The following is a 21,648-nucleotide window of genomic DNA, read 5'->3' as shown; positions in this document are numbered from 1 at the left end:
ATGGCGCTGCTCTGCCTGTTCTGGCAGGCCGAGGCGCTGGCCATCCCGCTGCTCGACCTGGTCGACATCGAGGGCGTGCGCGAGAACCAGCTGATCGGCTACGGCCTGGTGGTCGGCCTGGACGGCACCGGCGACAAGAACCAGGTGAAGTTCACCAACCAGTCGGTGGCCAACATGCTCAAGCAGTTCGGCGTGAACCTGCCGCCGAACGTCGACCCGAAACTGAAGAACGTCGCCGCCGTGAGCGTCACCGCCAGCGTGCCGCCGTCCTACAGCGCCGGGCAGACCATCGACGTCACCGTGTCCTCGCTGGGCGACGCCAAGAGCCTGCGCGGCGGCCTGCTGCTGATGACGCCGCTGCAGGGTGTCGATGGCGAAGTCTATGCGCTGGCCCAGGGCAATCTCGTGGTCGGCGGCCTGCACGCGCAGGGGCAGAGCGGCTCCAGCGTATCGATCAACAGCGCCAACAGCGGCCTGATCCCCAACGGCGCGACCATCGAGCGGATGATTCCCAGCGATTTCGCCCAGCGCCCGGACGTGATGCTCAGCGTGCGCAAGCCCAGTTTCCAGACCGCCACCCAGGTGATGAACGCGGTGAACGAGCGCTTCGGCTCCGGCACTGCCACTGCGCTGGACGGCACCAGGGTGTCGGTGCGCGCGCCGGTCAGCAGCGCCCAGCGCACCAGCTTCATGGCCATGCTCGAAGGCATGGAGGTGCAGGAAGGCCGCACCCGGCCCAAGGTCGTCTTCAACAGCCGCACCGGCACCGTGGTGGTCGGCCAGGGCGTGCGCGTGAAGGCCGCCGCCGTGGCCCACGGCACGCTCACCGTGACCATCAGCGAGAACCCCCAGGTCAGCCAGCCGGGGCCCTTCTCCAACGGCACCACGGCGGTCACGCCGCAGTCGGACGTGTCGGTCAGCCAGGACAAGAAGCCGATGTTCAAGTGGCCTGAAGGCACCAGCCTGGAAAGCATCATCAACACGGTGAACAGCCTGGGCGCGACGCCGGACGACGTGATGAGCATCCTCCAGGCGCTGGAGCAGGCCGGCGCCCTGAACGCCGAGTTGGTGGTCATCTGATGAGCATCACCTCGCTCAACCGTCCCATCGTGCCGACCGGCCAGCCCGGCGAGTCGCCCGAGGCGATCCGCCGCGAGCAGCTGCAGGCGGCCTCCGAGCAGTTCGAGGCGATGTTCCTGCAACAGATCCTCAAGCAGATGCGCAAGGCCGGCGACGTGCTCTCCGCCGGCAGCCCGCTGCGCAGCCGCGACCTCGATACGATGCGCGATTTCTACGACGAGGCGCTGGCCGAGCACCTGGCCTCGCGCAAGCAGACCGGCATCGCCGACCTGCTGGTGCGCCAGCTTTCCGCCGAGCCGACCGATAGCGCCGAGCCTGTCGCGCTTGCCGATGGCGGCGAGGCGCTGCGCCGGCCTTCGGTGTCCAGCCGCAACCCGCTGGTGGATACCTGGCAGCGCGGGGTGGACCGTCTCGCCCACGCCTGGCAGCAGGGCAGCGCCGGTTTCCGCACGCTGGTGGACAGCGTGATCGGCCAGGAGTCCGGCGGCGACGCTGCCGCCGTCTCGCCCAAGGGCGCGCGCGGCCTGATGCAGCTGATGCCCGATACCGCCCGCGAAGTCGCCGGCGAACTCGGCCTGCCCTACGACGAGCAGCGCCTGACCAGCGACCCGGCCTACAACAAGGCGCTGGGCAGCGCCTACCTGGGCAAGATGCTCGACCGCTACGACGGCCAGCATGTGCTCGCCCTGGCCGCCTACAACGCCGGCCCCGGCAAGGTGGACGAGTGGCTGAAGAGCAACGGCGACCCGCGCAGCGGGCAGATCGGCATGGCCGACTGGGTGCGCAGCATTCCCTACGACGAAACCCGCGACTACACCCTCGGCGTACTCCGCCGCGTGCGTGAGGCCCAGGCGCCGGCGCGTATCCCCGGCAGCGGCCTGTCGCCGGAGAGCGGCCTGAAGCACGCGCCGCAGGAAGGATTTAAGCGCCACGCCGATTCCGTCGCCTATCAGGGGCAACAGCCTGAATTTGTTTCCCGACCGGCCTCGGCAGCGTTCGCCCAGCCGATCCGCATCGAGTCGAAGGAGAGTGCGTCTTGAGTATGTTGAGCCAGATCGGCTACAGCGGCCTGCGTGCGGCGCAGATTGCCCTGGCCACCTCCGGGCAGAACGTGGCCAACGCCAACACCCCCGGCTTCAGCCGGCTGAGCCCGATCCTCGCGTCGCTGGCCGGTGAAGGCGGCCTGAACGTCGGCGGCGGTGTGGTGGTGACCAGCATCCGCCGCATGGCCAACGACTTCCAGAACCAGCAGCTGTGGCGCGCCACCACCGAGCAGAGCTACTACGACAGCGGCCAGCAGTACCTGTCCGCGCTGGAAGGACTGATGGGCGGCGAGGGTTCGAGCATCAGCGTCGGCCTCGACAACTTCTTCGCCGCGCTCAGCGAGGCTACCGCCACGCCCGGCTCGGTTGCCCTGCGCCAGCAGATCATCAACGAGACCAAGAACCTCGCCCAGCGCTTCAACGGCCTGTCCGGCAACATCGACAGCCAGCTGCGCGCCCTGCAGGAACAGCGCGGCGCCATGGTCGGGGAGATCAACGGGCTGACCGCCAACCTGGCGGCGCTGAACAAGCAGATCGTCGAGGTCGGCTCCTCCGGCGGCGACACCACCGCGCTGCGCGACCACCGCGAGAGCCTGGTGGCGGATCTGTCCAAATACGCCTCGATCCGCGTCAACGAAGTGGCCGACGGCTCGCTCACCGTGTCGCTCGCCAATGGCCAGCCGCTGGTGGCCGGCAACTCCGCCGGCCAGCTGGCGATCAGCCGCACCGCCAGCGGCGAGCAGGAAATCGCCCTGACCTTCGCCGGCACCAGTTTCCCGCTGGCCCAGGACGGCATGGGCGGCTCACTCGGCGCCTTGTACGACACCGAGTACGACTCGCTGCGCCCGAACCAGACTGCCCTGCACGAGATGGCCGGCCAGTTCGCGCAGATGGTCAACGACACCCTGGCGGCCGGCTTCGACCTCGATGGCAACCCCGGCCAGGCGCTGCTGACCTACAACGCCGGCAGCACCACGGCGATGCTCTCGCTCAACGATCTCAAGCCCGAGCAGCTGGCGCTGTCCGACACCGCTGGCGAGTCCGGCAACAACGTCAACCTGCTCAAGCTGCTCGACCTCAAGGGCCGGAACATCACCCTCTCCGGCAGCCAGGTGACGCTCAACGATGCCTTCGCCGGGCTGCTCGGCAAGGTCGCCAGCGCCAGCCGGCAGAACCAGGCCGACCAGAAGACCGCCACCACCGTGGCGGCCCAGGCGCAAGCCAGCCGCGATAGCGTCAGCGCGGTCAGCCTGGATGAAGAGGCGGTCAACCTGATCACCTACCAGCAGGCCTACCAGGCCAACATGAAAGTCATCAGCACCGCCAAGGAGCTGTTCGACTCGATGCTCGCGGCCTTCTAAGACCTTTTTACGATCTCGCGAGCTAGAGCAGAACAAGGCAAAAACAGGCTAAAAAAGCGGAGTTTACGCGGTGTAAATGAGCATTTTTTAGCCTGTTGTTAACGCAGTTATGTCGACGCGCAGCAGGTCGTAAACAGGTCTTAAGGGCCTTTGTGAAGGAAAGCAGTATGCGCATTACCAACGCACAGATCACCGCGCTGATGGGCGGCTCGATGAACAGCAACTCGGCGGCCCTGGGCAAGCTGATGCAGCAGATGTCCAGCGGCCAGCGCATCCTCCAGCCGTCCGACGACCCCATCGCCAGCGTGCGCATGCTGCGCATCCAGCGCGAGGAAGCGAGCCTGGCGCAGTACCGCACCAACATCGGCAACGTCTCGGGCAACCTGTCGACCCAGGAAACCAACCTGCAGGCCACCTCCGACGCGATGCTCAACGTGCGCGACCTGCTGCTCTGGGCGGCCAACGGCTCCAACACCGGCGGCGACCTCAACGCCATGGCCGGCGAGCTGGAGAATATCGAGAAGACCATCGTCAGCTTCGTCAACGTGCGCGACGAAGAGGGCCGCTACCTGTTCTCCGGCACGCTCAGCGACACCGCCGCCGCGACCTACGAACCGCTGACCGACAGCTACGTCGCCACCGGCAACGACAAGTCGCGCCAGGCCGCCGTGGCCAACGGCGTACAGGTGGAAGAGAACGTCACCGCGCTCGGGGTGTTCGGCAGCAACATGGACTTCCTCAACCAGCTGCACGCCACGGTGAAGATGCTCAAGGACCCGGCGCTGGATGTCACCGACCCGGCGGTGCACGCGCAGATCACCGCGACCATCGACAGCCTCGATAGCGCCCACGATGGCGTACTCGGCGCGATTACCGAACTGGGCGGTCGGCAGAACACCCTGACCATGCTCAATTCGAGCAACGAGGAAGTCTCGCTGGTGAACCAGAAGATCAATGGCGAGCTGTCGCAGCTGGACTACGCCGGCGCCAGCATCGACCTGAACACCTACCAGCTCGCGCTGCAGGCCACGCAGAAGACCTACCTGAAGCTCAACGACCTGTCGCTGTTCAGCCGCCTGTAAGTTTCTTCGTAGGGGCTCCGCACGGAGGTCTGGACGCCAATCGGCGGATCGCCCCTACTTTTTATCCCGCCACCGCCCGGCCCTTGCGCCGGGCGGAGGCACATCGGTGCAGAGGTCACCATGAAGGTCATCAAACAACTGCCGGCCGCCGCCGTCTTCGACCCGAGCGCCCGCCGTGACGTCATCCTGCCGGCTGCCGGCGAGCGGCAGAATGCCCTGCGCAAGGGTGAGGACAAGGGTGAGAGCGCCGCGCAGATGGCTCGCGGTGCGCAGAAGAGCGGCAGCTTCAACCTGCAGCTCAACCAGCAGTTGTCGTCCATGCAGTCCGCCGACAGCTACCTGGGCGACCTGCAGGACCGCCTCGGCGGCCTCAAGCTCAACCTCAGCCGCGAACTCAGCGCGCCGCAATCCCAGGACCGCGAAGGCGTGCGCCAGGCTACCCGGCAGGTCAACGAGCTGCTGGAGCAGCGCGCCCAGCGCTCGGACGGCAGCCTCGACGCCAACTTCCGCCTGCGCCTCAACGAACCGGTGCGCAGCCGTTTCAGCCTGGAGGGGCTGGAGTCGGTGGACGCGATCCAGCGCTCCGGCAAGGAAACCCTGCTGTTCAGTGCTGGCCGCCAGCTCGCCGAACCGGCGGCGGTGGTCCTGGACGACGGCATGAGTACCGAACAGGTGCTGCGCCGCTTCAACGCGACACTCGGCCAGGCCGGCATCCGCGCCGAACTCGATAGCGACGGCGCGCTGAAATTCTCCGCGCCCGAGGCCGACTGGCAACAGCTCAAGGGCCAGTTGGCGGTGCAGGGCGAGGGCAAGCTGTTCGCCAAGGGCAAGAACACCCGGCTGAAAAGCCAGGAAGAAGGGCTGCTGGCATTCCCCACCGAGATCAGGACCGATGCCTTCCGTGAGCAGCGCCAGTTGCTCGATTCGGTGGTCTCGGCGCTGGATCGTATCGGCGGCCTGCGCGATCAGTTGCGCCACCGCCAGGACGACATCCGCGACTTCCTCGACCGCCACGCCAGCGAGGATGAGCGCGAATGGGCGCACACCTTCGCCGCCTCGATGCTCGATCGCATGGGCCGCAGTGCCACCCACTACAGCGCAGCGGCGCAGACGGTGGTGGCTCAGGCGAATCTCAGTCGCTTCGCAGTGGTGAGCCTGCTGGCGTGATTCGCGTGGGTCTTTCGTAGGGCGGATAACGCGCCAGCGTTATCCGCCGCGAACATGCCGGCGGATAACCTGTTCCAGGTTATGCGCCCTACGATCCTCGGCGGCTTTTCGTAGGGCGCACGGCACCTTCCTCAAGACAACAAAAAAGGCGGAGCCCAGCTCCGCCTTTTTCATTTCACATTCGATGATCACGCCAGCTTCAGCAAGCCCATGCCCAGCACCAGCATCGCCAGGCCGACCCAGCCGCGCCAGACCAGGCGCTGGCCGAACAGGGCCCAACCCATGGCGACGGTGGCGAGAATGCCGAAGCCGCCCCAGATGGCATAGGCCACCGACAGTTCGATGCCGCGTACCGCCTGCGCCAGCGCGGTGAACGCGCCCAGTACGCAGAGGATCGAGGCCGCGCCGATCAGGCGCTTGCGGAAGCCGTCGGAGTACTTCAGCAGCAGGTTGGCAATCACTTCCAGGACGATGGCCAGGCCCAGCCAGGCCATCGGAATCAGGTCATGGTTCAGCATGTCACCACCTCCAGGTTCTTCTCACGCGGGGTGGTGCGGGTGCCGGATTTCACCAGCAGGATACCGGCGATCATCACGGCCAGGCCCAGGGCCTTGTCCAGGCTCAGGTGCTCGCCGAGGAAGAAGGCGCTGACCAGGGTGATCAGTACGATGCCGATGCCTTCCCACAGGGCGTAGGCCACGCCGACCGGCACATGCTTGATGGCCAGCGACAGGAAGTAGTACGACAGGCCGATCATCACGTACATCAGCAGCAGACCCGCGACCGGGTACAGCGCATGGGTGAATTTCATCGAGGTGGTACCAACGACTTCAAAGCCGATGGCGGCAAACAGATAGATCCAGGAACGCATGGTGGAGCCCTCCCACGGGCAGCCGCGCGCAGTCTCGCTAAGAGCATCCTTGCGGCGGTTTCGGTTCGGGTTTCGTGGCGCCGACTCGGGCGGCAATCACCTATGAGTGTTCGCCGCGCTTGGCACCACCAACAGGTAGCAGCCGAAGGGAGGAGCTAGAGGTCGCCGGTCCAGTGGCGCTCGCGCGACACCAGGCGGGAAGTGGGGAGAGGTAGAGCCTTGATGTTCAACATAATGAACATATTGTGCCAAATTTCAGGTCGCCTGGCAAATCGACGGCCTCTATTCCGCGGTGAAACGCCCATGTTCCGGCATTTCAAAAGCCTGCTGGAAGCAGCGCGCCGTCAGGCTTGTGCAATATTTTGTTCACCTTGTTTTGCCTGCGACAGCGCGCCACAGTCATGACCTGCGCCAGGCCGTTTTCCGCTCCGGCCTGTTAGCATCCAGCATCGATATCCCGTCGGAGACTGTGATGATCGCCCTGCGAGAAGCCTGGAAGGCCGGACTCTTCGGCCGTGAGCATTGGACGCGCAACCTGGTGGCTGGCGTCATCGTCGGGGTGGTCGCCCTGCCGCTGGCCATGGCCTTCGCCATCGCCAGCGGGGTGAAGCCGGAGCAAGGCATCTACACGGCGATCTTCGCCGGCGCCCTGGTCTCGCTGCTGGGCGGCAGCCGGGTGCAGATCGCCGGGCCGACCGGCGCCTTCATCGTCATCCTCGCCGGGGTCACCGCCAAGTACGGCGTCGACGGCCTGCAGATCGCCACGCTGATGGCTGGCGCGATCCTCGTGCTGCTGGGCGTCAGTCGCCTGGGCAGCATCATCCGCTTCATCCCCGCGCCGGTGATCGTCGGCTTCACCGCCGGTATCGGCGTGATCATCTGGGTCGGCCAGTGGAAGGATTTCTTCGGCTTGCCTGCGGTGACCGGCGAACACTTCCACCAGAAGCTCTGGCACCTGATCCAGGCCCTGCCGCAACTGCACATCGCGACGACCCTGTTGGCGCTGCTGAGCCTGGCTCTGGTGCTGTTCACCCCGCGCATCGCCGCGTTGCGCCGAGTGCCCGGCCCGCTGGTGGCGATGGTGGTGGTGACGGCGATCCAGTCGCTGTTCCATTTCGACGGCGTGGCCACCATCGGCAGCGCTTTCGGTGGCATTCCCCAGAGCCTGCCCAGCTTCAGCCTGCCGGAAGTGACGCTGCCGCGCGTGCTCGAGCTGATCGGCCCGGCCTTCGCCATCGCCATGCTCGGCGCCATCGAATCGCTGCTCTCGGCGGTGGTTGCCGACGGCATGGCCGGCACCCGCCACGACTCCAACCAGGAGCTGATCGGCCAGGGCATCGCCAACCTCGTTACCCCGCTGTTCGGCGGCATCGCCGCCACCGGCGCCATCGCCCGCACCGCGACCAACATCCGCAACGGCGGCAACAGCCCGCTGGCCGGGATCACCCATGCGGCCACGCTGGTGCTGATCCTGCTGTTCCTCGCGCCGCTGGCCTCGAATATCCCGCTCTGTGCGCTGGCGGCGATCCTCTTCGTGGTGGCCTGGAACATGAGCGAGGCAAGGCACTTCCTGTTCATGCTCAAGCGCGCCCCGCGTGCGGACGTGGCCATCCTGCTGGTGACCTTCCTGCTCACGGTGTTCAGCGACCTGGTGATCGCGGTGAACATCGGCGTGATCCTCGCCATGCTGCATTTCCTGCGGCGCATGGCGTCCTCGGTGGAAGTCCACGCCGACGACGGCCCCGAGCTGGACGTGGAGCTGCGCGGCCGTGGCCTTGGCGACCTGCCGCCGGGGGTGCTGGTGTACAGCATCGAGGGGCCGCTGTTCTTCGGCGCGGCGGAGACCTTCGAGCGCGCGCTGGCCAAAACCCATACCGACCCGAAGGTGCTGATCATCCGCCTGCGCCATGTGCCGTTCATGGACATCACCGGCCTGCAGACCCTGCAGGAAGTGATCGAGCAGCTGCAGCGCCGTGGTATCGAAGTGCGGCTGTGCGAAGCCAATGCGCGGGTGCTGGGCAAGCTGCGCAAGGCCGGGGTGCTGGAGGAGATTGGCACCGGGTATCACCCGGATTTCCCGGCGGCGTTGGCGGCGGGTGTGGATCAGTAACGGGAGGATTGGGTGCGTTGGTTTGGCACCCTCTCCCCAGCCCTCTCCCTGAAGGGAGAGGGAGCAGATCGGCGTTACCGGCGTGCTCGGAGTTTCGCTTGAAGCCGAACAGCCCCCTCTCCCTTCGGAGCGGGGCGCGCAGCCAGGGTTAGGGAGAGGGCAAGCCATCGCTGCGAGCTGACAGATCGCGTAGGAGCGGACTCCGTCCGCGAATCCGGCGCGATGCGGACCGATCGCGGACGGAGTCCGCTCCTACCCAACGATCAGCCCTGCATCAGCTCCGCCAACAGTTCCTCCTTGAGCTTCGTCAGCAGCGGCTCCCCTCGCTCGCGCGGATGCGGCAGGTCGACCCGCACCTCATGGCGAATCCGCCCCGGCCGCGCGTCCATCACTACCACCCGGTCGCCCAGGTACAGCGCTTCCTCCACATCATGAGTAACCATGATCATGGTGCTGCGCTGCTGCACCCAGATGCGTTGCAGTTCGTGTTGCAGGCGCACGCGGGTGAGGGCGTCGAGGGCGCCGAAGGGTTCGTCGAGCAGCAGCACCTTGGGTTGGGTGATCAGCGCGCGGGCGATGGCCGCGCGTTGCGCCATGCCACCGGAAAGCTGGTGCGGATAGGCCTGCTCGAAGCCGGTCAGGCCGACCAGCTCCAGGTGCTCGGCGACCCGCTCGCGCTTTTCGGCGCGGCCGAGCTTCTGGTTCTTCAGCGCCAGGGCGACGTTGTCTTCCACGGTCTTCCAGGGGAACAGCCGGTGGTCCTGGAACACGATGCCGCGCTCCAGGCTGGTGCCGACAACGGCCTTCCCGTCGAGCAGGATGCGCCCGCTGTAGTCGTTCTCCAGCCCGACGATCAGCCGCAGCAGCGAGGATTTGCCGCAGCCGCTGGCGCCGACGATGCTGACGAACTCGCCGGGGCGCACGGTGAGGTCGATGTTCTCCAGCACCGGCAGGCTGCGGCCATCGATGGAATAGGCCTTGCTCAGGCCCTGGATGGCCAGCGCGCCCGATTGCGCCTGCTGGGCAGGAAGGATGGCGGGGTCAAGGATCGCGTTCATGATCGAGGCACTCATGGCAATAGGGTCAGCGCAGGTTGCGCCAGCGCAGCAGGTGGCGGCTGAGGCGGGCGAACAGCTGGTTCATGGCGTAGCCGAGCAGGCCGATGCTGAGCACGCCGATCACCACGATCTCCATGCGCGAGCCGGTCTCGGCGTTCATCATCAGGTTGCCCAGGCCCATGCCGGTGGAGAGGAACAACTCGCATCCCACCGAGCTGACCCAGGCGAAGGCCAGCGCGTGCAGTACGCCGTTGCTCAGGCTGGGCAGCGCGCCGGGCAGCAGCACTTCGCGGAACTGCTGCCAGGGGCCGAAGGCATACAGTCGGCCGACCTCGCGGTAGCGCTTTTCCACGTCGCGGAAGCCCTCGAAGGCGTTCAGCGTCATCGGGTAGAACGCGGCGAGGCTGACGATCAGCACCTTGGACGGCTCGCCACTGCCGAACCACAGGGCGATCAGCGGGATCAGGCCGAGGATCGGCACCTGGCGGATCGTGTGGTACAGCGGTGCGAACAGCCGCTCCACGGGGCGCGACAAGGCCATCCCGGCGCCCAGTGCGAAACCGGCGAGCGCGCCGATCAGCAGGCCGAGGCAGGTGCGTTGCAGGCTGGCGGCGACACTCAGCCACAGCTCGCCGGTGCGGATCAGCTCGGCAAAACCGGCGCCGATGCGCTCCAGCGGCACGAAGGCATAGGCGGCGCTGGCGCCCTGTTGCGATTGCCAGTGCCAGGCGGCGATCAGCAGCGCCGGCAGCACCAGGCCACGCAGTGATTTGAGCGTGCGGGTCATGGCGTCGGTCTCCAGCGCAGCAGGTGCCTCTCCAGCAGGCGGAAGGCGAAATCGAGCATGAAGCCGATGGCGCCGGTGACGATCACCCCGACCATCACGATGTCGATGCGCAGCATCTGCCGGCTCAGCTCGATCATCTGCCCCAGGCCGCTGTCGGCGGCGAGCAGCTCGGCGGCCACCAGTACCATCCAGGCGCGGCTCAGGCTGATGCGCAGGCCGGTGACGATGGGTGGCGCGGCGGCGGGGAAGGCGACGTCGCGCAGCAGGCTCCACAGCGGCAGGCGGTACACGCTGGCGACCTCGAAGTAGCCGCGCGGGATGCCCTTCACCCCCTCGCTGGCGGCCAGCGCCACGGGGAAGAAGGCGGCCTTGGTGACGATCAGGATCTTGAAGGTTTCTTCCACGCCGAAGAACAGGATGAACATCGGGATCAGCGCGATCGACGGCACCTGGCGCAGCGTGTGGAACAACGGTGCGCAGTAGGCTTCAACGGTTTTCGACAGCGCCATGGCGGTGCCGAAGACCAGGCCGCCCAGCGCGCCGATGCTGAAGCCGATGGCCAGGCGCGACAGGCTGTTGACCACGTGCTCGCGCAGCTCGCCGCTGGCCAGCAGGTCCTTGAAGCTGGCCCAGACTTCCGCCGGCGGCACCAGCAGTTGCGGGGGGAACCAGCCCGCGCGCGCGGCCATGAACCAGGCGAGCAGCAGGAGCAGCGGCGAGACAAACCAGCTCAGGCGATCCAGGGTACGCGTGGCCATTCAGCCCTCCTGGCCGAGCAGCGGCTCGGTGGTTTGCCGGCGCAGCTTGCGTTGCCAGCAGAACAGCGCAGCCAGCAGCACCAGGGGAATCCAGCAGAGGAACAGGTTGCCCAGCCCGACGAAGTGGCTGATCGCCCCGCCCAGCAGCGCGCCGGAAAAGCTGCCGGACATCGAGGCGAGGTTGAACAGGCCGGAAATCTTGCTCTTGTCCATGGCGTGCTCGCCCAACTGGGCCATGTTCACCAGGTGGATGAGCGCCGCCGCGGCGCTGAGCAGCACGCCGCCCAGGGCCAGCAGCCAATAGTTGTGCGCGCTGCCGAGCAGCAGCAGGGCGAGCAGTGCCGCACTGAGGCTGCCGATGTAGGCAAGGCGCCGGCCGCTGCGCTCGATCAGGTAGCCGAAGCCGAACAGGCCGAGCACCGAGGCCAGGCCCTGGATCATCACCAGGCTCACGGCCTGGCCTTGCGAGAGACCAGCGACGTCCATCGCCAGCAGCAGGATGAAGGTGCCGAACAGCGCGCTGGTGGCGGCGCTGAGCAGTTCGATCAGGCAGCTCTCGGCGATCTCGACATTGGCCAGCATGGCGCCGACCTGTTGCAGCAAGCCGCCGGTGGCGGCCGCGACGGGCACGTCTTCGCTGGGGGCTTCGCCTTCCCAGAAGCCGAGGCTGTAGAAGGCCATCAGGCCGAAGCACAGGCCGATGGCGGCGAAGCCCCAGCTGAAGCTCGTCGCGCCGCTCAGCCAGTTGCCCAGCAGCGGGCCGAGCAGGCCCATGCCTAGGGTCAGCGAACCGCGGTACCAGCCGGCCTTGTCGTTGCCGATGCGCTTGAGCTGGCGCAGGAAGGCACTGTTCATGGCGACGATGCGGAACGGGATGCACAGGCCGATCAGCAGGCGCGCAAACGCCAGCCACAGCCAGCCGCCGAACAGCGGGATGGCCAGGTTCAGCAGCATCGGCCCGAGGCTGGCGAGGAAGTACACCCGGCGCGCACCGAAGCGGGCGATGACGAAGCCGGCCGGCAGGGTCAGGATCACCATGCCGAGGGCTTCCATGGCCGAGATGATGCCGATCTGCATGGCGTTGGCGCCGATGCTGATGGCGTAGAGCGTGGTGACGATCTTCGCCATGCCGATGGTCGCGCCGCTGAAGGCCGCCAGCAGCATGAAGTTGAGCAGGAAGGCCCCGGGCTTCCCATGCGGGTCAGATGGCGACATCGATCTTCCCCAGCAGGGCTTCCAGCGGGCGCGGGTCGATCCAGTCGTCCACGGAGAAGTCGCGGGCGATGAAATCCCAGCGTTGCAGGAAGCCGGTGAGATCGCGCAGCGAGTTGATCGAGCGCTCGGCAAGGTTGGTCTGCAGGCGCAGGTGGGCGTCCTCGCCATAGGCGCTGGCCACCCAGAATTCGCTGGTGTTCAGCTCGCGAGCGAGGAAGCGGCGGGTCTCCTCCGGGTGCGCCCAGGCCCATTGTTCGGCGCGCAGGATGGTGTCGAGCACCCGCACGGCGGCGTCGAAATGCTCGTCCAGCAACCGTTGGTCGACGGTCAGGGTGCGTGGCGTGCCGATGTTCGAGCGTACCAGCGGCTCGGGGTGCGAGCCGACATCCAGCACCACGTGCAGGCCGAACTCATGGGCCAGCTGCAGGCCATGCGCACCCTTGAGGAAGATGGCATCGATGTCGCCGCGCAGCAGGCCGATCAGCTCGTTGTTGCGCTGCACCACACGGTTGCCCTTGAGCGCCACCTGGGCGCCGAACACATGGCGCACCGGGTCGTCGCTGTAGGTGCCGCCGTAGGGGTAGTCCACCAGCTCGACGTCGCGCACTTCCAGGCCTTCCAGACGCAGGGCGTTTTCCAGGCCGCGCAGGGACTGGGCACGGGTGAAGTCGATCTGCACGTTGGCCCACTTCGGCAGGCCGAAGCGCCGGTGGCGCAGGTCGCGGATGCTGCGTACGCCGCTGTCCGGCGCGCTGACGATGAGCTGCACCTCGTCGCTCCACGACAGCCCGATCACCCGCGTGCTCGCGCCGCTGGCGCGAGCCCAGATGGCCGGGATGTTGCCGCCCTGGCGTACCGAGTAGGGCAGGTGGTGATCGAAATGCGCCTCGCGCACCTCACGCTCGGAGGATTCGCGCAGCGACTGGATGCGTGTGCCGAACGGGCGGAAGGCCTGGGCCAGACGCCCGGATTCGACGGCGATGCCGAGTCCCGTGGGAACGGGGCTGTGGGTGTACCAGAGGGTTTCCAGCGGTGTGCTCATGGGTGTCCGTCGGGGTAAGAAAGCCCCCGCGCCGTCGCGCGGGGGCCCAGGTCGAGAAACAGAGGGAGTCGCCCTCGTGACGTTGATCAGCCGGTCTTCTGTGCCAGGCGACTGCGCAGGGCTTCGAGCGGGCGAGGGTCGATCCACGCGCGCACGTCGACGCTTGCCGGGATGAATTTCCAGCGTTGCAGGAAGTCGGTGAAGTCCTGCAGGGCGAGGATCGAGCCTTCGTCCAGGTTGGTGCGCAGGCGCAGGTGGGCGTCCTCGCCGTAGGCGGTGGCGACCCAGAATTCGCTGCTGTTGGTTTCTCGCGCCAGGTAGCGGCGGGTGTCATCCGGGTGCTGGTGGGCCCAGTCCTCGGCGCGCAGCACCGAGGCGAGGATCGCGGTGGCGGCGTCGGGGTGTTGCTCCAGCAGGTTGAGGTCGACGCTCAGGGTGCGCGGCGTGCCGTTGTTGGCGCGGATCAGCGGCTCCGGATGCGCGCCGGTGTCGATCACCGTGTGCAGGCCGAACTGCTGCGCCAGCTGCACGGCGTGGGCGCCCTTGAGGAAGATCGCGTCGACTTCGCCACGCAGCAGGCCGACCAGTTCCGGGTTCTGGCTGCGCCGACGGCTGCCGCCATGGCCCGTGATGCCGACGATGTTGCTCGGCGCCTCGTCGCTGAAGGTGCCCTTCAGGCCGAAGTCCACCAGCTCCAGGTCGCGCACTTCCAGGCCTTCCAGGCGCAAGGCGTTTTCCAGGCCGCGGATTGCCTGGGCGCGGGTGAAGTCGATTTGCGCGCCGCTCCAGTCGGGCAGGCCGAAGCGCCGGCCCTTGAGGTCGCGCACGGTACGGATGCCGCTCTCGGCGGTGGTCAGGATCAGCTGCGCTTCATCGGCCCAGGACAGGCCGATCACTCGGGTCTCGCGGCCGCTGGCGCGGGCCCAGATGGCCGGGATGTTGCCGCCATGGCGTACCGAGTTCTGCAGCGTGTGGTCGAAGTGCGACTCTCGCACTGCCTGGTCGGCGGACTCGCGCAGCGACTTGATCTGCGTGCCCTGCTCGGCAAGGGCTTCTTCCAGCCAGCCTTTCTGCACGGCGATGCCAAGGCCGGTGGGCACCGGGCAACGGGTGTACCAGAGGGTATCGAGGGGACGGGACATGTGCAGCTCCTTGTGGGTCAGGCGCGGGCCTTGAGTTCGTGGACGTCGGCCCGTTTGCCCTGCACCAGCGGCAGCACTTCCTGGCCGATGCGCAGGGCTTCTTCGAGGTGCGGATTGCCGGCGAGGATGAAGGTGGAGAAACCGGCGTCGCGGTATTCGGCGAGACGCTCGGCGACGTTCTCGTGGCTGCCCACCAGGCCGATGGTCGGCCCCGGCTTGGCCTTGCCGAAGCCGGCCCAGAGGTTGGGGCCCAGGATCAGGTCGTCGAAGCGCTCGACGTTCTGGTGGTAGGCGGTCTGCCGCGCGGCGCCGACGGAATCCGAGCCGGTGGCGAAGTTCTTGATGAAGGCGCTGGTGCGCGCGTCGATGCGCTCGTACTGGCGGCGCAGCTCGCTCCAGGCGGCCTCTTCGGTTTCGCGGGCGAACAGGTCGATGCGGATGCCGAAGCGGATTTCGCGGCCCTGCTTGTCGGCCAGCTCGCGCACGCGCTCCAGGTGCGGCTTGAGCTTGTCGATGGGTTCGGCCCAGTTCAGGTAGACGTCGGCGTGCTTCGCCGCGACGTCCAGTGCCGGGTCGGAGAAACCGGAGAAGTACACGCCCGGTTTGCGCACGTTGCGCAGCGCGATGGGCAGTGATCCGTTCTCCAGCTGGTAGATATCGCCCTGGTAGGAGAACTGCTCGTTCTTCCACAGGCCGTCGATGATGTCGAGGAACTCGCCGGTGCGCTGGTAGCGCTTGTCGTGCTCGAGGAAGTCGCCATTGGCGCGCTGGCTGGCGGGGTTGCCGCCGGTGATGATGTTCCACTCCAGGCGGTCGCGGGACAGGTGCTGGAGGATCGCGGCCTGCTGCGCAGCGTAGGCCGGCAAGGTCCAGGCGGCCTGGAAGGCAATGAGGAACTTGATCCGGCGGGTCTCGCGGGCCAGCGCGGCGGCAGCGATCCACGGCTCCGGTCCGGTGGGCAACAGCGCCCCTTCGAAGCCGGCGATCTCGGCGGCCTTGGCGACCTGGGCGATGTAGTCGATGTAGGTGAAACCGTCCGGTTCGCCGTTGGGCAGGCGGCCCGGGGCGATGTTGCCGGGGCGATCGATGTGGCTGCCGCGGTTGTTCTTGTCCGAGGCGAGATAGGGACCGTCGCTGCCCAGCGGCAGTCGCCAGAAGAATTCGGTGCTCATGGCCTTGCTCCTTTACGTTGCGGGGGCAGCGTCGTGCTGCTCGTGCAAGGTCTTCAGCAAGGGCTGTGCCCAAAGGCTGCAGGCCAGGCAGGGCGAGGCTTTCAGGGTGGTGTGCTGCTACGGCAGCAGGGCGTTTGTCTGTACAGCAGCAGTGGGTCAGCAGGGGATGCTGGGGGGGCAGCAATTTCGCCCGCTCAGCCGTGGCTAGTGTGCTGGTGTGATCGAATTTATTTCTTAACTACCTGATTAATATGGATATTTTTAAGTGGCACAAGTCCTGCTCAGTCTCTGCAACACCGCCACGCGGTTCATCCATCCCCGACTGCCAGGAGGCATTCCATGTCCACTCTCGATCCGCAACTCGCCAGCCAGCTCGAACAGGTCCGCCGCGACTTCGCCAAGGCCTTCCGCGTGCTCAAGGAGAGCCGCACCCTCACCGCCACCAACACCTACCAGGCCTATGTGCGCGTGCCGGACAGCGATCAGGTGATCGCCGTCCACGCGCCGACCCCCTGGGCCGACGACCAGGAAATCCGCGCGGTGGTTGCGACCTATGACGGCGAAGTGATCCTCGACGAAAGCATCCCCGGCGCGACTCCGCTCAGTGGCCGTGGTGCTGGTGGCAACGGCAAGCGCTATGCGGCGATCTTCCAGGCACGCCCGGAAATCAATGTGGTGATCCACGTCCACACGCCGTACCTCGGCGGCTGGGCCAGCGCCCATCGCGTGCTGCCGATCCGCTACGCCGCTTCCCAGCGTGTGACCCTGGCCCGCGAGCTGCCGATCTACATCGACCGCCGCCAGCCCGAACCACTGTTCATCCTCGACCGTATCGCCGAGAACCCGCACACCCCGGCCATCCTCGAAGCCAACGGCGGCGCGACCTTCTGGAGCGACGACCTGATCAAGGCGTCCAAGCTGATCCTGCTGATCGAGGAAGGCGCCTACTTCCAGGGCCTCGCCGAAGGCCTCGGCGGCTCCCAGGAATTCGGCCCCGGCGTGCTGGAGCAGCAATGGAAAATGACCGGCCTCTGGGAGCAGGGCCAGAAGCTGCTGGGCGCGGCGGCCTGAGTATTCGCCTGAACTGAAAAAGCCCTCTTGCGAGGGCTTTTCTTTTGGCCTGGATTCTTCCGGGTGCTGCGCGCATTGCGCGTCTTTTGTAGGAGCGAGCTCACATTCGCGGCTTTCCGGCGCGCCTTTGTAGGATGGCGTGGAGCGAAGCGATACCCATCGCGTTCGCCCGACCATGGCTGGTGGGTATCGCAAGCTCCACCCATCCTACGGAAAGCGCGAGAGGAAGCGTCCTGTCGATGTCGACTCGGTCAGGCGGCTACCGGCGGTTCCGCAGCGCGCCAACGCAGCCCCAGCGGGAGCAGGAAAAGCGGCAGCAGGCTGGCGACGATCAGCACGGCGAAGAACGGCAGGCGCGAGGGCAGGCTGAACAGCGGGAACAGCAGCACCGGGCCGAGGAACATCGACAGGTACAGCGCCTGCTCGGCCACGCCGCCGGCGCCCATCACGTCGCCGCCACGGCTCATGCGCGGGATGCTGGTGAACACCCAGGCGACGACGAAGCTGCCAACGAAGCCCTGGACGATCTTCGCCACGATGGCGGTGGATGCCGCGATGCCGGGGATGAACACCAGCACCTCCAGCACCACCCCGATCAACGCGCCGCCGACCACGGCCAGCGGGCCGAAGAAGCGCAGGTTGAGCACGAAGCCGGCGAGCAGCCCGGCCAGCACGCTGGAGAGGATGCCGATGGTGGAGATCACGCCGATGGTCGACGGCGCAACGCCCAGGCTGTGGATGAAATAGTCGGGGGTGATGGTCACCAGGCCCAGCGCCACGGTCAGTGGTGCGCCCACGGCCAGGGCCAGGCGCAGCACGGAGGGATCGGCATACAGGCGGAAGGTCTGGCGCAGGGAGTGGCGCTCACTGCGGGTCGCCAGGTTCACCGATGGCAGCAGCGGCGTCGCCAGCAGCAGGACCAGCAACACCAGCGCGTGGCCGCTGAAGGCGTTGCGCCATTCGCCATGCTGGCCGCCGACATAGGGTGCCACGGCGAAGATGGCGATGGCGCCGCCCAGGGGCGAGGCTACCGACCAGAACGCCAGCGCGGTGGTGCGGCGATGGCCTTCGGTGGTGTGCACCAGCAGGGCGAGTGCGGCGAGCACCACGCTGATGTAGCCGGCGCCTTCGATGACACGCAGGGTGATCAGCGTGGTGAAATCTTCAGTGCGGCTCGCCAGGTAGCTGCACGCCGCCGCCAGCAACAGGCCGAAGACGATGGCACGGCGTTCGCCGACCCGCGCCACGATCCAGTTGACCAGCGGCGAGGCGAGGGCGGCGACCACCGCCACCGCCGACACGACCCAGCTGGCCCGCGAGGGGCTGACCGAGAAGGCGTTGGCGATGTCGGCGACCAGCAGGATGGTCTTGCCGTGGCACGCCGCGATGATCACGGCGAAGGCCAGGGTGAGCAGGATCGAGGGCCAGCTTCCGGCACGCATCGGGGAATCCTCTTTGAGAGTTGGGTTGGAATGGCTGTCTGTTTTCCGGGAAAGCCTATGCCGGCGCTTTCCCCCTCACCCCAGCCCTCTCCCTCAAGGAGAGGGGGCGGTCCGCGCCGGCTGATGCGGTGGTTCCATCCGGCGCCGAACGGTGCCCTTTACCGCTTGAGGAGCGGGGCGCGTAGCCAGGGGGCAGGGTGAGGAGGCTTTGATCTGGATAAGCCGCGCCTCAGCGCCGCGAAATGTTCAGCACCTGCAGCTCGCTGAAGGCCTCATAGCCGCGCTGCCCGCCTTCGTAGCCGAGCCCGCTCCACTTGTGCCCGCCCTTGGGCGCGCCGGGCTGGATGTGGCCGTGCTGGTTGACCCAGGCCAGGCCCGCCTCCAGCCGCCCGGCGATGGCTTCGCCGCGCGCCAGGTCGCGGGTCCACACCGAGGCGCCGAGGCCGTAGTGGCTGGCGTTGGCCTGGGTAATGGCGTCCTCTTCGTTGCGGAAGGAGATCACCGGCAACACCGGGCCGAACTGTTCCTCGTCCACCAGCGCGACGCCGGCCGTCACGCCGCTGACCAGGGTCGGCGGGTAGAAGTAGCCGGGACCGTCGGGCCGTACGCCGCCGCTGCGGATGCGTGCTCCGTGAGCCTTGGCGTCTTCCACCAGAGCGATGACCCGTTCCAGTTGCTGTGCGTTGGTCAGCGGCCCCAGTTCCGTCTGCGGGTCGAGCCCATGACCGAGGCGGGTGCGCTGGGCGCGCTCGGCGAGTTTCGCCAGTAGCGGTTCGAACAGGCTGTCATGCACGTACAGGCGCTTGATCGCAAAGCACACCTGGCCGCTGTTCCAGAAGGCGCCCCAGAACAGCGGTTCGACGATGGCGTCGAGGTCGGCGTCTTCCAGTACCAGCGCGGCGTCGTTGCCGCCCAGTTCCAGGGTAAGACGCTTGAGGTCGTCCCCCGCGCCGGCATACAGGCGCTTGCCGGTGGCGACGCTGCCGGTGAAGGTCACGTGGCGCACTCGCGGATGACGTACCAGGTGTTCGCCAACCTCGCCCGCACCGGCAACCACGTTGAACACGCCAGCGGGGAACACATCGCCCAGCAGTCGCGCCAGCAGCAGGGTAGACAGCGGCGTGTGCTCCGAGGGCTTGGCCGCCACGGTGTTGCCGGCGTGCAGGGCAGGCGCGATCTTCAATACCAGCAGGATCAGCGGGACGTTCCACGGGGTGATCGCGGCGACCACCCCCAGCGGTTTGCGGGTGATGCGCACCAGGCGCTCGCCGTCGTCGCGCAACTGGGTGTCGGCGGGTAGCTCCAGCTGCGCGTGGTGCTCGAAAGTGGCGGCGACGCCAGCCACTTCCTCCAGGGTCGAGCGCAGTGGGCGACCCTGTTCGCGGGTGATCAGCTCGGCCAGCGCCTGGGCATTCTCGCGTACTCGTTCGGCGGCTCGGGCCAGGCTCTGGCGGCGGACGTCGAGATCGGTGGCCCAGGCCGGGAAGGCGCGGTGTGCGGCATCCACCGCCGCGTCGACCTGCTCCAGGCTGGCGCGGGCGGCTTCGCCAACGATTTCTTCGCTGGCCGGGTCGATCACCCGGTCGTAGTGCTCGGCCGCCTGCAGGCGACCATCGATCAGCAGTTCATAGCGTGACATGGCGAGTTCCTCAGGCACCGCCCAGGATGGCGTCGGCGATTTTCTCGGCGAGCATCAGGGTCGGCAGGTTGGTGTTGGCGGTGGGGATCACCGGGATGATCGAGGCGTCGGCGACACGCAGGCCTTCCACGCCATGGACGCGACCGGCGCTGTCGACCACGGCCTGCGGGTCATCGGCGGTGCCGATGCGGCAGGTACCGCTGGGGTGCCAGACGCCGCCTATGTGCCGGCGCAGGTAGGCTTCCAGCGCCGTGTCGTCGGCCAGCAGGGTTTCCAGCTTCGGCCCGCCCGGTTGCGGCACGGCGAAGGGGGTAAGCGCCAATTGCAGTTCGTAGCGCGCCAGGACCGGGTGCTTGAACAGGCGCTGGATGGTGCGCAGCGCCACACGGGCGCGTTGCAGATCGCGAGGGTCGGAGAGCAGGTTGAAATCGACGTGCGGCGGGCTTGCCGGGTCGCGATCGCGCAAGGTCAGGCGGCCACTGGAGCTGGGTTTGTTGATCCAGAACAGCGCGTGGGCCACGCCGCGCTCGGCGTCCGCGCCGATGGCCAGGTAGAGGTCCGAGGGCGTGTCCGGATCGACGCCCGAGGACACCCGGATACCCAGTTGGTGCGAGGTGCCGGGCCGTGCCAGCACGGCGTCCGAGCGGGCGGCATCGCCCAGGGTGGCGAGGGTGCCCAGCGAGCTGTGCTCCCACAGGTTGCCGCCGACGCCGGGGCGGTCGACGATCACCTCGATGCCCAGCTCCTGCAACTGGCTGGCCGGGCCGATGCCGCTACGCAGCAGGAAGGCCGGCGATTGCAGCGCTCCGGCGGCGAGGATGACTTCGCCAGCCCCCACGGTGACGTGCTCACCGTTACGTTGCAGTTCGACGCCGGTGATGCGCGTGCCCTCGCGTTGCAGGCCGAGTACCTGGCTGTCGGTCCACAGCGTCAGGTTGGGCCGTGCGCGCACTGCTTCATCGAGGTAGCCGCGGGCGGCGGACACGCGCTGGCCATGCTCCAGGTTTACCGCGGGGGCGAAGTAGCCGTCGTCGAACACGCCGTTCTGGTCGCCGATGTCGCGCAGGCCTTCGGCTTGCAGCGCCGAGACCACGGAGCGGGTGAAGGGCGTCCAGTCGCGGGTGGAGACGCGGCTGATCGGGATCGGCCCGTCATGCCCGTGCAGCGGGCCGGCGTAGTCGGTGTCGCGTTCGAGCTTGCGGAAGTACGGCAGCACGTCGTCCCAGCCCCAGCCTTCGGCACCCAGCGCTGCCCACTGGTCGTAGTCGCGCGGCAGACCGCGGTTGGCCACCAGCACGTTGACGCTGGAGCCGCCGCCGAGCAAGCGGGCCTGCTCGAGATAGCGCTCGGGGCGCTCGATGCCTTCGGGCTGCGCACCGTGGCGGACGCTCAGGTCCGGCCAGAAATAGCGATCGCGCAGTTCCAGGCGCAGGCGGAAGGGGTTGTGGCCGTCGAGGATTTCCGCCGGCGTGGCGTGGGGTGGGGTGTCCGGGCCGGCTTCGATGAGCAGGACGTGGCGTTGCGGGTCGGCGCTGAGGCGGCTGGCAAGCACGCTGCCGGCGCTGCCGCCGCCGACGATGATGTGGTCGTAGCGAGGAGTGGTCATGT

Annotated in this window: 19 protein-coding genes; 7 read left to right on the top strand and 12 right to left on the bottom strand. The window is 67.3% G+C overall.

Annotation, left to right across the window (positions count from 1 at the left end):
• The 5 genes from PNI01S_RS13290 (at position 1) to PNI01S_RS13270 (ending at position 5,733) form a co-directional block, all read left to right on the top strand.
• Positions 1-1,080 (top strand): flagellar basal body P-ring protein FlgI, encoded by a 1,080-nt coding sequence (locus tag PNI01S_RS13290; protein ID WP_089285791.1) that lies wholly within the window; start codon positions 1-3, stop codon positions 1,078-1,080.
• Positions 1,080-2,120 carry a lytic transglycosylase domain-containing protein gene (locus PNI01S_RS13285; RefSeq protein ID WP_084358404.1) on the top strand — a complete coding sequence of 347 codons (1,041 nt, stop codon included), beginning with the start codon at positions 1,080-1,082 and terminating at the stop codon, positions 2,118-2,120. Before PNI01S_RS13290 ends, PNI01S_RS13285 begins: the two co-directional genes overlap by 1 nt.
• Positions 2,117-3,484: a flagellar hook-associated protein FlgK gene (gene flgK, locus PNI01S_RS13280; protein ID WP_024766308.1), complete on the top strand. Its 1,368-nt coding sequence runs from the start codon at positions 2,117-2,119 to the stop codon at positions 3,482-3,484. The genes PNI01S_RS13285 and flgK overlap by 4 nt, the downstream gene beginning before the upstream one ends.
• Before the next feature lie 167 nt (positions 3,485-3,651).
• Complete coding sequence (gene flgL, locus PNI01S_RS13275; protein WP_024766309.1) at positions 3,652-4,566, top strand: flagellar hook-associated protein FlgL; 915 nt, start codon at positions 3,652-3,654, stop codon at positions 4,564-4,566.
• Between the two features lie 120 nt (positions 4,567-4,686).
• Positions 4,687-5,733, top strand: coding sequence for a hypothetical protein (locus PNI01S_RS13270; protein ID WP_024766310.1), 1,047 nt, complete (start codon positions 4,687-4,689; stop codon positions 5,731-5,733).
• A gap of 188 nt (positions 5,734-5,921) precedes the next feature.
• Here PNI01S_RS13270 and mdtI read toward each other — a convergent pair whose 3' ends face one another.
• Both mdtI and PNI01S_RS13260 read right to left on the bottom strand, forming a co-directional pair.
• Positions 5,922-6,251 (bottom strand): multidrug/spermidine efflux SMR transporter subunit MdtI, encoded by a 330-nt coding sequence (mdtI, locus tag PNI01S_RS13265; protein ID WP_024766311.1) that lies wholly within the window; start codon positions 6,249-6,251, stop codon positions 5,922-5,924.
• Positions 6,245-6,604: a multidrug/spermidine efflux SMR transporter subunit MdtJ gene (locus PNI01S_RS13260; RefSeq protein WP_024766312.1), complete on the bottom strand. Its 360-nt coding sequence runs from the start codon at positions 6,602-6,604 to the stop codon at positions 6,245-6,247. The genes mdtI and PNI01S_RS13260 overlap by 7 nt, the downstream gene beginning before the upstream one ends.
• 472 nt (positions 6,605-7,076) lie before the next feature.
• On the opposite strand from PNI01S_RS13260, the gene PNI01S_RS13255 reads away from it, so the two are divergent.
• A complete protein-coding gene (locus tag PNI01S_RS13255; protein ID WP_084358403.1) occupies positions 7,077-8,714 on the top strand; it encodes a SulP family inorganic anion transporter in 1,638 nt (545 codons plus the stop codon).
• A 263-nt stretch (positions 8,715-8,977) separates the two neighbouring features.
• Here PNI01S_RS13255 and PNI01S_RS13250 read toward each other — a convergent pair whose 3' ends face one another.
• The 7 genes from PNI01S_RS13250 to PNI01S_RS13220 all read right to left on the bottom strand — a co-directional run bounded on the left by PNI01S_RS13250 (position 8,978) and on the right by PNI01S_RS13220 (position 15,888).
• Positions 8,978-9,772, bottom strand: coding sequence for an ABC transporter ATP-binding protein (locus PNI01S_RS13250; RefSeq protein WP_024766314.1), 795 nt, complete (start codon positions 9,770-9,772; stop codon positions 8,978-8,980).
• A gap of 25 nt (positions 9,773-9,797) precedes the next feature.
• Positions 9,798-10,559, bottom strand: coding sequence for an ABC transporter permease (locus PNI01S_RS13245; protein ID WP_037014639.1), 762 nt, complete (start codon positions 10,557-10,559; stop codon positions 9,798-9,800).
• Positions 10,556-11,317: an ABC transporter permease gene (locus tag PNI01S_RS13240; protein WP_084358402.1), complete on the bottom strand. Its 762-nt coding sequence runs from the start codon at positions 11,315-11,317 to the stop codon at positions 10,556-10,558. The genes PNI01S_RS13245 and PNI01S_RS13240 overlap by 4 nt, the downstream gene beginning before the upstream one ends.
• On the bottom strand, positions 11,318-12,532 hold the full coding sequence (locus PNI01S_RS13235; protein ID WP_024766373.1) for an MFS transporter: 1,215 nt from the start codon (positions 12,530-12,532) through the stop codon (positions 11,318-11,320).
• Entirely contained in the window at positions 12,519-13,574 is a 1,056-nt protein-coding gene (locus PNI01S_RS13230) for an ABC transporter substrate-binding protein (protein ID WP_024766374.1), read from the bottom strand. The genes PNI01S_RS13235 and PNI01S_RS13230 overlap by 14 nt, the downstream gene beginning before the upstream one ends.
• Before the next feature lie 86 nt (positions 13,575-13,660).
• On the bottom strand, positions 13,661-14,716 hold the full coding sequence (locus PNI01S_RS13225; RefSeq protein WP_084358401.1) for an ABC transporter substrate-binding protein: 1,056 nt from the start codon (positions 14,714-14,716) through the stop codon (positions 13,661-13,663).
• A gap of 17 nt (positions 14,717-14,733) precedes the next feature.
• Complete coding sequence (locus PNI01S_RS13220) at positions 14,734-15,888, bottom strand: LLM class flavin-dependent oxidoreductase (protein WP_024766376.1); 1,155 nt, start codon at positions 15,886-15,888, stop codon at positions 14,734-14,736.
• Between the two features lie 339 nt (positions 15,889-16,227).
• Here PNI01S_RS13220 and PNI01S_RS13210 point away from each other — a divergent pair, with 339 nt between their 5' ends.
• Complete coding sequence (locus PNI01S_RS13210) at positions 16,228-16,959, top strand: class II aldolase/adducin family protein (protein ID WP_024766378.1); 732 nt, start codon at positions 16,228-16,230, stop codon at positions 16,957-16,959.
• A 251-nt stretch (positions 16,960-17,210) separates the two neighbouring features.
• Here the strand turns inward: PNI01S_RS13210 and PNI01S_RS13205 are convergent, their stop codons facing one another.
• From PNI01S_RS13205 to PNI01S_RS13195, 3 genes are all read right to left on the bottom strand, one after another.
• Complete coding sequence (locus PNI01S_RS13205; RefSeq protein ID WP_084358400.1) at positions 17,211-18,401, bottom strand: MFS transporter; 1,191 nt, start codon at positions 18,399-18,401, stop codon at positions 17,211-17,213.
• 229 nt (positions 18,402-18,630) lie between these two features.
• Positions 18,631-20,040: an aldehyde dehydrogenase family protein gene (locus PNI01S_RS13200; protein WP_084358399.1), complete on the bottom strand. Its 1,410-nt coding sequence runs from the start codon at positions 20,038-20,040 to the stop codon at positions 18,631-18,633.
• 10 nt (positions 20,041-20,050) lie between these two features.
• Positions 20,051-21,646: a GMC family oxidoreductase gene (locus tag PNI01S_RS13195; protein ID WP_084358398.1), complete on the bottom strand. Its 1,596-nt coding sequence runs from the start codon at positions 21,644-21,646 to the stop codon at positions 20,051-20,053.
• Between the last annotated feature and the right edge of the window lie 2 nt (positions 21,647-21,648).

Origin of the sequence: Pseudomonas nitroreducens NBRC 12694, from assembly GCF_002091755.1 — a bacterium.
GTDB classification, from domain to species: Bacteria; Pseudomonadota; Gammaproteobacteria; order Pseudomonadales; family Pseudomonadaceae; genus Pseudomonas; species Pseudomonas nitroreducens.
The sequence above is the reverse complement of the archived record's forward strand: the minus strand, read 5'-3'. Positions and strand labels throughout refer to the sequence as shown.